Source organism: Rhodococcus sp. P4_F3_2, assembly GCF_056401335.1.
In genome coordinates this window covers 48,279-61,232 of record NZ_JBFUJN010000002.1, presented here as the reverse complement: position 1 = coordinate 61,232, position 12,954 = coordinate 48,279, and the positions used below count along the sequence as shown (strand labels likewise).

Sequence of the window (12,954 nt, the reverse complement as noted above, 5' to 3'; positions counted from 1 at the left end):
CGCCTATCCCGACAGGTTGAAGTTGCCGGACCCGCCGTAGATGGCGAGTGAGATGAGCAGGGTGACCGTGACGACCGCGATCAACGAGGCGCGCACTGCGTTACCCACCGCGACACCGACGCCGACCGGGCCACCGGTTGCGTTGAAGCCGTAGTAGGTGTGGATGAGCATGACGGCCAGCGCCATGACTATCGCCTGGGCGAACGACCACAGTATGTCCGTGGGTATCAGGAAGGTCGTGAAGTAGTGGTCGTACACGCCGCCGGACTGGTTGTAGAGGAACACCGTCGCAAAGCGGCTGGCGACGAACGACGCGATCACCGCCAGGGAGTACAGCGGGATGATCGCGATCATGCCGGCCATGACGCGGGTGCTGACCAGATACGGAATCGACGGGATCGCCATCGTCTCCAGGGCGTCGATCTCTTCGGAGACGCGCATCGCACCGAGCTGCGCGGTGGAGCCGGCGCCGATGGTCGCGGCGAGGCCGATTCCGGCGATGACCGGCGCTGCGATGCGAACGTTGATGAAGGCGGCGAAGAAGCCCGTCAGTGCTTCGACACCGATGTTGCCCAGCGAGCTGTAGCCCTGAACGGCGATGGTGCCACCGGTGAACAGCGTCAGGAATCCGACGATCACGACGGTGCCACCGATGACGGCGAGCGCACCGGTGCCCATGCTGATCTCGGCGATCAGTCGCAGAGTTTCACGCGGATAACGCATCAGCGCCTTGGGAGCGTGACCGAGAGCCTTCGCGAAGAACAGCGCTTGATCACCGATGCTGTCGATACTGCGAGAGATCGAGCCGATCTGTCGACGTGTGCGCGGGAAGCGCCCCGCTGCGGCCAACGCCATCAGATCTCCTCCCGTCCGTCGTTCGTCGTTCTGTCCACTTCGATCTCTCCGACTGCCGTGTGCCTCATCCGGCCGTCAACTTGATACCGATGGTCGTGATGAGCACGTTGACGACGAAGAGCGCCATGAACGCGAACACGACGGTCTGGTTGACCGCGTCACCGACGCTCTTGGCGCCGCCCTTGACGTTGAGTCCGAGGTAGGCCGCAACCAGGCCGGCGATCATGCCGAACAGTCCTGCTTTGACCATGGAGAGCATGAGCTCACCGAATCCGGTGAGCAGTGTGATGCCGTTGACGAAGGCGCCGGGATTCACGTCCTGGATGAACACGGAGAAGACGAAACCGCCGAGGATGCCGATGGTGCAGACCAGTCCGTTGAGGAGCAGCGCCACTCCCGTCGACGCGAGCACCCGGGGAACGACCAACCGGTGGATCGGATTGATACCGAGCACCTTCATGGCGTCGATCTCTTCGCGAATGGTTCTGGCCGAGAGGTCCGCGCAGATGGCGGTTGCGCCGGCGCCGGCGACGATCAGCACGGTGACGATGGGGCCGACCTGTGTGACGGTACCGAGCGCAGCTCCGGCACCGCTGAGGTCGGCTGCACCGATCTCGCGCAAGAGAATGTTGATGGTGAAGCTGACCAGCACCGTGAACGGGATTGCGACCAGCACCGTCGGCACCATCGAGACTCGCGCCACGAACCAGGCCTGATCGATGAACTCTTGACGCTGGAAGGGGCGGGAGAAGACTGCCCTCAAGGTTTGGGCGGACATCTGAAAGAAGCCACCGACCGCTCGTAATGGCACCTCGACGAGGTCTACCATTCGCCCTCCTCGTCCTTGGTTGCCGCAGTACTGTCTGTTCTCATAGTCCAGCCCCCGACAGCTTGTGACTCAGGTCATATTAACTAGAACGTGTTCACCTGTCAAAAACAAGTGTCCAACTCTAAGAATTAGCCTCACGGCGACGATCCGAAACCCGAAGGTTCGGGCCATGGGAAGCATCCCTTTTCGGTGCGAATTTCGCCGAAATATCCTGGAAATTAATACTTTTGAATGATCAGCGCTTCTCGGCGCCGGATCGAGACCCTGCTACCGCGCCAGCCTTGACCGGGCACGTCGATCGAATATCGCATCGTTCACAGGAATGCAAAATTGGAACACAGTCTAGTTTTTTCGAGACCGTTGGTCTCGTTGCAGAACGCAGGCAGAGTGCCGCGCCCACCGACTCGTGAACACGCTATTTCTACCAGGAAGTGGACGCGTAGACCGTCTAAGTGTGAACAACGGTTCTACGTGTCGCGCACCTGAGAATCAGACCCGTCGATCAGCCCAACGCGCGCAGGGCCGCCGATGCCGAGAACATCTTTGCCGGGTCACGGTCAGCGAAGTAGTCACCCATCACCGCGGACAGCGTTTCCGGCGACCAGGAATCTCCCTCGGCGTCGAACCGCTGCTCGACGACGGGCGCCGCCATCAGCGCAACCATCGGTCCGTACACCACGAATACCTGACCGTTGACGGCGTCGGCCGCCGGTGACGCCAGGTACGAGACGAGCGATGCCACATGCTCGGGCGAGAGCGGATCGATGCCGTCGGCCGGCGCGTCACCGAACACACCTTCGGTCATCGACGTCCGTGCCCGCGGGCAGATCGCGTTGGCCCGAACGCCATAGCGCGAGAGCCCACGTGCGGCCGACAACGTCAGCGCCGTGATTCCGGCTTTTGCAGCGCCGTAGTTGGGCTGCCCTTCCGGTCCGAGAAGGCCCGCCTCCGAAGAAGTGTTGACGATGCGCCCGTACACCGGCGCCCCGGCTTCCTTGGATTTCGCTCGCCAGTAGGCAGCGGCGTTGCGGCACAGGAGGAAATGGCCGCGAAGATGAACTTCGAGGACCAGATCCCAGTCTTCGTCGGACATGTTGAACAGCATCCGGTCGCGCACGACGCCGGCATTGTTGACGACAATGTCGACACTGCCGAACTGCCCCTGCGCTGCTTCCATCAGTGCGTCGGCGGTAGAACGCTCACCGACGTTGCCTGCCACGAATTCGACTTTGGCGCCGAGACCGCGGATCTCCTCGAGCGTTGCTTCGACGGCCTCGTTCGGGGCCAGATCGTTGACGACCAACGACGCACCGGCCTTCGCCAGACCAATGGCCTCGAACTTTCCGAGCCCCGATCCGGCACCGGTCACGATGGCGACCTTGCCCTCGAGACTGGTTTCTGGGCTGTTCACAGCATTCATCGAAGCGCTCTCCCGGTTCTCTGCGGTCGTGTGTCGAGTTACCCGGCTCGATTGCCGTGACCCACGAGTTCGCAACTTTAGAACGTGTTCTTGTTTTGGGCAACCATCGTCAGGGATGTTCGGTCAGCGCCGCACGCGGGCATTGAGCGATCGCGGAACGGACATCTTCCCAGCGATCCTCCGGCGGACGCACGGAACTGATCACGAGCTCCTCGTTGTCGTCGAGGTCGAAAATATCGGGTGCGATCCCTACACACACACCGTTTGCCTCGCAACGGTCCAGATCAACCCTGACCTCCATGGCGATTCCTCTTCTCTACTCACTACTACTGGCGCGAACACGGATACGAAACGAGTGCCGCAGGGCTGTGCCGCACACCGTTCCTGGCGATAACACTAGAACCTGTTTCAGTCGTGTGCAATGATTCGAAAAAGTACCGAGAACGGACGTCGAACGATCCGCCGGAGACGGCGAGAGCGTCCCTTGTCGCCGATGTACGCATCGATAGAACCTGTGTCAATCGAATGGTTGGCGCTTTGATTCGTATCTCTATGGAGAGGTAACCATGCACATCACCTACACCCCTGAGCAGCAACAGCTCCAGGAGGAGTTGCGTGCCTACTTCGCACAACTGATGACTCCCGAGCGGCGTGAAGCACTCGCTGCCACGACGGGTGAGTACGGCGAAGGCAATGTGTACCGCGAAGTCGTCGCGCAGATGGGCCAGGACGGCTGGCTCACGCTGGGTTGGCCGAAAGAGTACGGCGGACAGGAACGCTCCGCGATGGACCAGCTGATCTTCACCGACGAAGCTGCCATTGCCGGTGCGCCCGTGCCGTTCCTGACGATCAATTCCGTAGCGCCGACAATCATGCATTTCGGGACGGACGAGCAGAAGGCCTTCTTCCTGCCCAAGATCTCCCGCGGTGAGCTCCACTTCGCGATCGGTTACTCCGAGCCCGAGGCCGGCACCGACCTGGCGTCTCTGCGCACGTCGGCCGTCCGTGACGGTGACGATTACGTCATCAACGGGCAGAAGATGTGGACGAGCCTGATCCAGTACGCCGACTACGTGTGGTTGGCGTGCCGCACCGATCCGGAAGCCAAGAAGCACAAGGGAATCAGCATGCTGATCGTCCCGACCACCGCAGAAGGCTTCTCCTACACCCCGGTTCACACCATGGCCGGCCCCGACACCAGCGCCACTTACTACCAGGACGTACGGGTCCCGGCGTCGTCGATAGTCGGCCAGGAACACGGCGGCTGGGCACTGATCACCAATCAGCTCAACCACGAGCGTGTTGCCCTCACCTCGGCCGGACCGATTCTGACCGCGCAGCGTGAGGTCCGCGAGTGGGCACAGAACACCAAGCTGCCCGACGGCCGACGCATGATCGACCAGGAATGGGTGCAGATCAATCTGGCTCGCGTGCATGCCAAGGCCGAGTACCTGAAGTTGATGAACTGGGAAATCGCCTCCGCAACCGATCACGCTCCCGGTCCCGAAGCGGCGTCGGCCAACAAGGTGTTCGGTACCGAATTCGCCACCGAGGCTTACCGCTTGCTCATGGAGGTTCTGGGATCTTCCGCCACGATCAGGCAGAACTCCCCCGGCGCTCTTCTACGCGGACGCATCGAACGCATGCATCGTTCTTCGCTGATCCTGACGTTCGGCGGCGGTACCAACGAAGTGCAACGCGACATCATCGGCATGACAGCTCTGCGGCTTCCCGCATCGAAGCGATAAGGACCAACGATCATGGAATTCACCCTTACCGAGGCCCAGCAGGACCTGTCCGGACTGACACGATCCGTCGTCGCCGAACTGGTCACCAACGACCGCCTTCGTGAACTCGACGCCGCCGAAGACCGTTTCGACGCCACCTTGTGGAATGCGCTGGCTTCGGCCGGCGTTCTCGGCGCGGCTCTTCCGGAGTCGGTCGGCGGCGACGGATTCGGTGTCCTCGAGCAGTGCAGCATCCTGGCCGAACTCGGCCGCGGTGTCGCAGCTGTTCCGTTCCTGACGTCCATCGTCGGGTCCGCCGCAGCGATAGCCGAATTCGGCTCGGACAAGCAGCGCGACGACTGGGCAAGCGCTGCCGCTGCCGGTGAGAAGATACTCACCGCGGCCCTCGCCGAGGAATACAACGACGACCCGGCGCACCCGATCACGCGTGCCGAGAAGACCGCCGATGGTTGGCGCATCGACGGAGCCAAGATCACCGTCGACAGTGCTCCGCTGGCAGATCTGTTCCTCGTCCCCGCCATCACCGAGGACGGTGTCGCGGTCTTCCTCGTCGAACCGTCGGACGCGGGCGTGAGCATTACCAGGCAATCGACCACGGATTTCTCGAGTGCGGCCCTGGTCGAGTTCGATTCGGTGCAGATCCCGGCCGATCGTGTTCTCGGCTCGGTTGCCCAAGGATCCGACATCGCGGCATGGATCGTCGAACGAATTCAGCTCGGTTCCAGCGCCTACCAGTACGGGGTGCTCGATCAAGCGCTGAAGCTGACCGCCGAATACGCCACCGAGCGTGTGCAGTTCGGCCGTCCGATCGGTAGTTTCCAGGCCGTGGCCCAGCGCCTCGCCGACGGATACATCGACGTCAAGGGCGTTCGCCTGACTCTCTGGGCCGCAGCGTGGCGTTTGAGCGAAGGACTTCCGTCCGACGGGGCCGTACAGACGGCCAAGTTCTGGGCTGCAGATGCGGGACACCGCGTCGGGCACACCGCTGTTCACGTTCACGGCGGCGTTGGTCTGGACGAGGACCATCCGGTTCACCGCTACTTCCTCGCGGCCAAGCATCACGAGTTCCTGCTCGGCAACGCAACAGATCAGCTTCGCGCACTGGGCAAGGAACTTGCCGCAGTTCCTGCCTGAGTGCGTCCCACCGAGTGGAAATCCATGACCTGGTCCGAGACGAATCGATGATGATGCAGCTATGAGTCAGAGCCCCACTGTTTCCGATCTACTCCTCGGAGTCAGCGAGATCGACGACCGCGGTATCCGTTTCGAGGACCAGGTCATCACCTGGCGCGAGCACATTCAAGGCTCGTTCGATCGAGCAGCGCTGCTGGACACGCTGCTCGATCGAACGCGCCCCCGGCATTTCGGTCTTCTGATGGAGAACGTCCCCGAATTCTCACTATTGCTCGGCGCAGCATCGTTCTCGGGTTCGGTTGCTGCCGGACTGAACACGACCAGGCGCGGCCCGGCATTGGCGCGAGACATCCAACTCTCCGACTGCCAGGTCATCTTCACCGAGAACAACCAGGCACATCTACTCGACGACGTCGATCTCGGTGACGTCCGGGTGATCAACGTGGATTCTCCGGCCTGGACGCAATTGTTGGCGCCCTTCGCCGATACGCCGGCCTACGCGTCGACGGCGCAGCCCGACGATCTGTTGATGCTCATTTTCACTTCCGGAACAAGCGGTGATCCCAAAGCGGTACGGTGCACGCACCACAAGTTGGCCTCTCCCGGAGTCATGCTTGCCGATCGTTTCGGGCTCGGCGCCGACGACGTCGTCTACATGGCGATGCCCATGTTCCATTCCAACGCCATGATGGCGGCGTGGACGGTCGCGCTGCACGCTCGTGCGGGAATTGCCATGCGCCGCAAGTTCTCCGCTTCGGGCTTTCTGCCCGACGTTCACAAGTACGGAATCACGTACTCCAACTACGTCGGAAAGCCGTTGTCCTTCATCGCTTCCACCCCCGAGGTGCCGAACGAGCGGGAGAACACCTTGAAGATCATGTACGGCAACGAGGGTTCGGCGCCCGCCGTCGCCACCTTCGTCCGGCGCTTCGATGCCCGCGTCATCGACGGGTTCGGTTCCACCGAGGGCGGCATTTCGATTTCCGCGGCGCCGGTGCCGAGGACCGGCGCCCTCGGACTTCTCCCGGACGGGGTCAAGATCCTCGATCCCGAGACCGGAGCCCCATGCCCGCCTGCAGTCTTCGACGCTGACGGCCGGATCACCAATGCCGACGAGGCAACCGGTGAACTGGTCAACGTCACCGGCCCAGGCACATTCGCCGGGTACTACAAGAACCCGGAAGCCGACGCCGAGCGAATGCGCAACGGCCAGTACTGGAGCGGCGATCTGGCGTACACCGACCTCGACGGCTACGTCTACTTCGCGGGACGCAGTTCCGGTTGGCTACGAGTGGACGGCGAGAACATCGGCGCCGCACCCATCGAACGCTCGCTCGTCGGTTACCCGGGCTTCGCGCAGGTGTCCGTGTACGCAGTCCCCGACAGCGATGTCGGCGACCGCGTCATGGCGTCGGTGATTCCGGTCGGCGACGTCGACAACTTCGACCCGGTAGCCGTAGCCGAATACATCGATTCCCGGCCGGAACTCGGGCCGAAGCAGAAGCCGACCTTGATCCGCGTGTGCATTGAGTTCCCGAGAACGGCGACGTTCAAGGTGGTCACTCGAACGCAGAGCGCCGAACGCTGGAACACATCCGATCCGGTGTGGATCCGCCGGCGCGGAGAATCCGACTTCCAATTACTCACTCCCGAAATGACACTCGGCCTCGAGAAGACGCGAGAGCCCGTCTAGCCCGATATCTCAGTAGTGCTGAGCAAGCGGTTTGTGCGCAGACACCGTTTTGTAGAACTCGGTGAGCCGAAGCTGTGATGCCGCTGCATCGTCGATCACCACCGTCGCGTGTGGATGCAGTTGGAGGACCGATGCCGGGCACACCGCGGCCAGCGGCCCCTCGACGGCAGCGGCAACCGCAGCGGCCTTGTGCTCGCCGGTTGCGATCATCACCAGATGATTTGCTTCGCAGATAGTTCCGAGGCCCTGGGTGATCACGTGCCGTGGTACCTCGTCCGGACTCTCGAAGAATCGGGCGTTGTCGGTTCGAGTCTGTTCCGTCAGCGTCTTGACCCGGGTCCTCGAATTCAGCGAGGACGTCGGTTCGTTGAAACCGATGTGACCGTTGCCGCCGATGCCCAGAAGTTGTACGTCCACCGGACCATTCGACGCAATCGCCCGGTCGTAGGCTGCCGCGGCGGCAAATGGATCCGGCGCGGTGCCGTCGGGGCTGAATACCCTTGCCGCGTCCAGGTCCAGGTGATTCACCAGTTCGGTGCGGATCACCTGGGCATACGACTCCGGGTGGCCTTCCGGCAGGCCGACGTATTCGTCCAACAGGAACGCCTGCACGCCGGCAAAACTCAACCCGCCCTCGCGGTGACGGCGCGCGAGTTCGCGGTAGACAGAGAGCGGTGAAGATCCTGTCGCCAGGCCCAAAGTCCGTGCACCTGAATGCACCGCGTGTTCGAAGATGTCGGCAACAACGGTGCCGGCCGCCTCCGCACTGTCGACAATGACAATTTCCATCGGTTGATTCCTCAGCTTTCGGTGTAGTTCATGAGCCAGTTCCCAGCGGCCATGACGGCGCGGGTTTCGAGTTCTGGACCGGTGACGATCAGATCGGCGCGGCAACCCGGCACGAGATCGCCGACCATTCCGGCCAGCCCCATCAGCGAAGCAGGCGTTGCTGTCGCTGCGATGACAGCCGAAAGCAGATCGACGCCGGCGTGATTGACAGCCCGGCGGACTATGTCCATCAACCGACTCGTCCCGCCGGCAATGGCCGTTTCCCCCTGGCCGGCCAATCGCGCCACGCCACCGACCACGTCGACGTCGAGAGGCCCGAGTGGGTAACGGCCGTCGGGCATTCCGGCGGCAGCCATCGCGTCGGAGACCAACGCGATCTGATGCGGACCGACAAGATCGAACACCGTCGCTACCGTCTCGTCGGCCAGATGTACTCCGTCCCCGACCAACTCGACCACCATCTGTCCTTTCGCAGCCGCGGCAAGACATGCCGCCACTGCGCCGGGAGCACGGTGATGCATCGGAGCCATACCGTTGAACAGGTGAGTGGCACTGAGCGGTGTATGCGCCGAGTGTGCGATCGAACGTGTCGCAATCGGGTTGGACGCATCGGTGTGTCCGATACTCACGACGGCACCGTGACGCTCCAGCAATGAGGCAAGTTCGTCGAAGTGTGCTGTCTCCGGAGCGATCGTCATCGAGCGAATGTGCCCACGGCCGGCTTCGAGCAGCGACTCGAGCAGAGCCGGGTCGCCGTCGAGAATGCTGTCGGGATCCTGGGCGCCACAACGGAGTACCGAAAGGAATGGACCTTCCAGGTGAATTCCGGCCAGCGTGCCCTCGTCCACCAGTCCTGCCAGGAGCGCGATGCGACTGCGCAGGATCTGCGGCGGCGCGGAGACGAGCGAACCGATCACCGAGGTCGTGCCGTTCGTCCGATGGTGATCGGCAGCCACGGTTGATCCGAACTCGTCTGCCTCGGGGAAACCGAATCCGCCGGCGCCGTGGCAGTGAACGTCCACCAAACCCGGAATGATCGTTGTTCCCGCAGCTGCCCGTTCGGGTAACGGGTCGGTTCGCTGCGACGCGGGTCCGGCCCACACCACACGATCACCGGCGATCTCGACAACCCCGTCCGACAGCAATCGACCACCGGTCACCAATTGTCCACGCAGAATTTGTCTACGAAGTATCACGACATCACCTGCGGTACAACGGGAACTTCGGTATCCGCGATCGACAACTCACGGAGCACGGCGTCCGCGAGCACGTAGTGCCCTTGTTCGTTCGGATGGAACGCGTCAGCCAGGAGAGCCGGCGGTGGGCCCTCGGGAGAATGGGCCGTCCACTGCGCGTAGTGGTCGACGAACACCACACGCGTCGAGGCGGCAACCTGTCGCACGACCTCGACGTACTGAAGCAATCCAGCTCTGGTGGGCGCATTCTCGACGTCGATCGGTGGCGGCGTCTGCAGAATCGGCACCGCACCGATCGCTCGCGTCCGGAAAATCATGTCCGAGAGGTCGTCTCGAAACCGCTCCAGTCCTTCTTCGCCATCCAATGCGTCATTCGTACCGAGCATGATCAACACCACCGAGGGTTCGAACACTTCGATGCGGTGTGCGAAACCCGCACGCACATCGGAGGATCGATTGCCGCTCACCCCGGTGTTGACAAGGACGTGGTTGAACAAGGAAAGTTCACCACGGACGCGCTCGGCGCAGTGTTCGACGTAACTTCGATGACCGTCGGTGTGCGTCAATCCCTGAGTGATGCTGTCGCCGGTGAATACCCACCGGATCGGCGTCGAGGAGTCGCCGAGCAAAGTCTCCAGTCGAATCCGTTCAGCAGTCTTGGACTTCAAAGCCTTCGACGTCGGGGTCACACCCTCTGCCTTTCGGCGCCCGATACTGCGGCTGCAAATTTCGACGTGATGAACGCCGGATCCGTGATTGCGGTTCCGACAACCACCGAGTCTGCACCCAGGGCGATGGCGCGTGCCGCATCCTCCGGGCTGTGGTATCGCCCCTCGGCGATGAGGACTACATCTGGAAGTGCCTGCCGCAGTTCCGAAACCAGCTCCAGGTCCGGGCCTGCCAGCCGTCGGCTGTTCTCGGTATATCCCGCCAGTGTGCTGGAGATGATGTCGGCGCCCGCCGCGGCGGCAGCGATGCCGTCCTCGAGTGTTCCACAATCAGCCATGACGAGGCCGCCGCGATCATGGACCGCGTCGACGGTGTCGGCAAAGGTCAGCCCGTCCGGACGCGGTCGCAGCGTGGCATCGGCAGCCACGATCTGCGCACCCGAATCCACGACTTCGAGGGCTGATTCCCTTGTCGGCGTGATGAACACGCCCTCCGAGCCGATCTTCGTCAAACCGATCACCGGTACCTTCACTGCCGACACGACTGCGGCGACATCCGGGGTTCCGCCCACACCGCCGCAGCGGATCGCCACTGCACCGCCGTCGACCGCGGCGCGGGCCATCCTCTCGATGGTCCCGGTGTCGCGCAAGGCATGGCCGTGTCCGGCCTGACAGGACACGATCAGCTTCCCGCTGATGATCGTGAGCAGTTCTTCGACAGTCACGGTGTTACCTCGATTCGTGTTGCGGCGGCCAGGAGCGCAGCTCCGACGAGCGGCGCATCGGTGCCCAAACGGGCAGGAAGAATGGCGGTTTCGGCAATGGGACCCATCGCTTCCACCCGGAAAGCGGACGTCAGCGGCGACAAGAGGTCGGCTCCGATCTGGGCTGCGCCGCCGCCGATGACGATCACCTCGGGATCGAATGCGGTGGCGACGCCGGCCAGGACTCGGCCGAGCAGAGTACCGGCGTCGGTGACCACGCCACGGGCGATCGGGTCGCCGGAGCGCATGAGTGCCACCACCTTCTGCAACGGTTGAGTGGGCACACCCGCCCGCGCTGCGTACTCGGCCTCCATCGCCGGGCCAGAGGCGACTGCCTCGAGGTGATCGGTTCTACCGCAACCGCAACCTATCGCCCCGGAGACCGGAACCAGCAGATGCGCGAGCTCGCCGGCTGTTCCGTGGGCGCCGTGATACAGCTGTCCGCCCACGGTCAACGCGCCACCGATTCCAGTACCGATCGAGACGAACAGTGCAGAGGTTCGACCGCGACCGGCGCCGATCATGTTCTCGCCGTGGGCCATCGCGCGCACGTCGTTGTCCACCGTCACCGGTAGACCCGAGTGCGCCTCGAGTTCCCCGCGAACCTCGGCGCCACTCCATCCGGACAGAATGTCGGAGGCGAAGACGACGCGGCCACGCACCCGATCGATGATTCCCGGTGCACCGACTCCGATTCCGGCTACCGGGTGATCCGCCCTCAAACGGTCGACCAACGCGGTGGCGGTCTCGAGAACAGCCTCCCTACCGGCCGTCGGTGTTACCGCACGAACGGTGTCGATCACGTATCCGTCGGACGTCACCACCGCGGCAGCCACTTTGGTGCCGCCGATGTCGATGCCGATCCATCGCTTCTGCCCAGATGTCATGTCAGAGGAGCCCGGCCTGTTCCAGAACGACCTTGATCGTTGCGGTCTCGGACTCGTCGAGCGAGAGCATCGGGGCGCACATCGTGTTGCCGGTGATGACGCCGCGCAGGGCCAGAGCCGTCTTGAATGCGCCCAGACCCGCAGCACCGGCACTGACGCGACCCGGTGTCGGTGCCTCGACGATGGAGAACAGATCGGTGAGTCGATCCTGCTCGGCCTTCGCCGCCGCCCAGTTTCCTGCCTGCGCAGCGCGCCACAGTCGCACGTAACCGTGCGGGTCCACGTTCGCCAGGCCGGGCACAGCGCCCGAAGCACCCATCAGCAGGCATCCGTCGACGACTACCTCGTGCCCGGTGAAGACGGCGAAGTTTTCGAGCCCGGCCGACTGACGGAGCAACATACGGAAACTGACGTCGTCGCCGCTCGAATCCTTCACGCCGGCGATGACTCCCTCGCGACCGAGCTCGACCAGCATTGCCGGGCTGAGCTTGCTGTGGACACGAACCGGGACGTCGTAGGCGAACAACGGAAGATCCACTGCGGCGTGGATGGAGCGGAAATGCGTTGCCGTCTCGGCTGCGTCGGTGATCGCGTAGAACGGCGCCGTCGCGACGATGGCATCCGCACCCGCTTCACGCGCCTGCTCGGCGACGGCGATGACCCGGTTGGTGGTCATGTCGTTCACGCCGACGAGGACCGGTACCTGGCCGCCGACGTGACCGATGGCCGTCTGCACCACCTGGGCGCGCTGAGCGTCGGTGAGGTAACCGACCTCACCCGAGGAACCGAGGACGAACAAGCCGTCGACTCCGGCTTCGATCTGCAGTGAGAGCAGGCGTTCGAGCGACGTGGTGTCGACCTCGCCCTCGAGCGTCAGTGGTGTGACGATCGGCGGGACGATTCCGCTGAAGGTGGTGGTTTCCGTGCTCATGGGGTCTCCATATGTTGGTTGTCGGATTGAGTTGTGGGTG

The 12,954-nt window shown here is 63.1% G+C and carries 13 protein-coding genes; 3 read left to right on the top strand and 10 right to left on the bottom strand.

Annotated features, from left to right (window positions below):
• Nucleotides 1-3: 3 nt before the first annotated feature.
• From AC1DWA_RS02905 to AC1DWA_RS02890, 4 genes are all read right to left on the bottom strand, one after another.
• A complete protein-coding gene (locus tag AC1DWA_RS02905) occupies nucleotides 4-855 on the bottom strand; it encodes an MlaE family ABC transporter permease (protein ID WP_003945759.1) in 852 nt (283 codons plus the stop codon).
• Nucleotides 856-919: 64 nt separating this feature from the next.
• A complete protein-coding gene (locus AC1DWA_RS02900; RefSeq protein WP_003945687.1) occupies nucleotides 920-1,684 on the bottom strand; it encodes an MlaE family ABC transporter permease in 765 nt (254 codons plus the stop codon).
• Nucleotides 1,685-2,186: 502 nt separating this feature from the next.
• The gene (locus AC1DWA_RS02895) at nucleotides 2,187-3,104 is read right to left on the bottom strand and encodes a 3-oxoacyl-ACP reductase (RefSeq protein WP_007734334.1); all 918 of its coding nucleotides are present in this window, start codon (nucleotides 3,102-3,104) and stop codon (nucleotides 2,187-2,189) included.
• A 109-nt stretch (nucleotides 3,105-3,213) separates the two neighbouring features.
• Nucleotides 3,214-3,405, bottom strand: a complete 192-nt coding sequence (locus AC1DWA_RS02890; RefSeq protein ID WP_007734330.1) for a ferredoxin — start codon at nucleotides 3,403-3,405, stop codon at nucleotides 3,214-3,216.
• 265 nt (nucleotides 3,406-3,670) lie between these two features.
• Between AC1DWA_RS02890 and AC1DWA_RS02885 the strand changes: the two genes are divergently transcribed.
• The 3 genes from AC1DWA_RS02885 (at nucleotide 3,671) to AC1DWA_RS02875 (ending at nucleotide 7,679) form a co-directional block, all read left to right on the top strand.
• Nucleotides 3,671-4,852: an acyl-CoA dehydrogenase family protein gene (locus tag AC1DWA_RS02885; RefSeq protein ID WP_259117495.1), complete on the top strand. Its 1,182-nt coding sequence runs from the start codon at nucleotides 3,671-3,673 to the stop codon at nucleotides 4,850-4,852.
• 12 nt (nucleotides 4,853-4,864) lie between these two features.
• Nucleotides 4,865-5,986, top strand: a complete 1,122-nt coding sequence (locus AC1DWA_RS02880; protein WP_378665865.1) for an acyl-CoA dehydrogenase family protein — start codon at nucleotides 4,865-4,867, stop codon at nucleotides 5,984-5,986.
• Between the two features lie 61 nt (nucleotides 5,987-6,047).
• A complete protein-coding gene (locus AC1DWA_RS02875; RefSeq protein WP_477916463.1) occupies nucleotides 6,048-7,679 on the top strand; it encodes a long-chain-fatty-acid--CoA ligase in 1,632 nt (543 codons plus the stop codon).
• Nucleotides 7,680-7,688: 9 nt separating this feature from the next.
• Here the strand turns inward: AC1DWA_RS02875 and nagB are convergent, their stop codons facing one another.
• Genes nagB through AC1DWA_RS02845 form a run of 6 tightly spaced genes read right to left on the bottom strand, consistent with a single transcriptional unit; the run spans nucleotide 7,689 to nucleotide 12,914 of the window.
• Nucleotides 7,689-8,468 (bottom strand): glucosamine-6-phosphate deaminase, encoded by a 780-nt coding sequence (gene nagB, locus AC1DWA_RS02870; RefSeq protein ID WP_070796344.1) that lies wholly within the window; start codon nucleotides 8,466-8,468, stop codon nucleotides 7,689-7,691.
• Nucleotides 8,469-8,479: 11 nt separating this feature from the next.
• Nucleotides 8,480-9,664: an N-acetylglucosamine-6-phosphate deacetylase gene (locus AC1DWA_RS02865; protein WP_477846345.1), complete on the bottom strand. Its 1,185-nt coding sequence runs from the start codon at nucleotides 9,662-9,664 to the stop codon at nucleotides 8,480-8,482.
• Nucleotides 9,661-10,353 (bottom strand): SGNH/GDSL hydrolase family protein, encoded by a 693-nt coding sequence (locus AC1DWA_RS02860; protein WP_477846346.1) that lies wholly within the window; start codon nucleotides 10,351-10,353, stop codon nucleotides 9,661-9,663. Before AC1DWA_RS02860 ends, AC1DWA_RS02865 begins: the two co-directional genes overlap by 4 nt.
• Nucleotides 10,350-11,057, bottom strand: a complete 708-nt coding sequence (locus AC1DWA_RS02855) for an N-acetylmannosamine-6-phosphate 2-epimerase (protein WP_133727670.1) — start codon at nucleotides 11,055-11,057, stop codon at nucleotides 10,350-10,352. The genes AC1DWA_RS02860 and AC1DWA_RS02855 overlap by 4 nt, the downstream gene beginning before the upstream one ends.
• Complete coding sequence (locus AC1DWA_RS02850) at nucleotides 11,054-11,983, bottom strand: ROK family protein (RefSeq protein ID WP_477846347.1); 930 nt, start codon at nucleotides 11,981-11,983, stop codon at nucleotides 11,054-11,056. Before AC1DWA_RS02850 ends, AC1DWA_RS02855 begins: the two co-directional genes overlap by 4 nt.
• Nucleotide 11,984: 1 nt before the next feature.
• Entirely contained in the window at nucleotides 11,985-12,914 is a 930-nt protein-coding gene (locus AC1DWA_RS02845; protein ID WP_020906308.1) for a dihydrodipicolinate synthase family protein, read from the bottom strand.
• Between the last annotated feature and the right edge of the window lie 40 nt (nucleotides 12,915-12,954).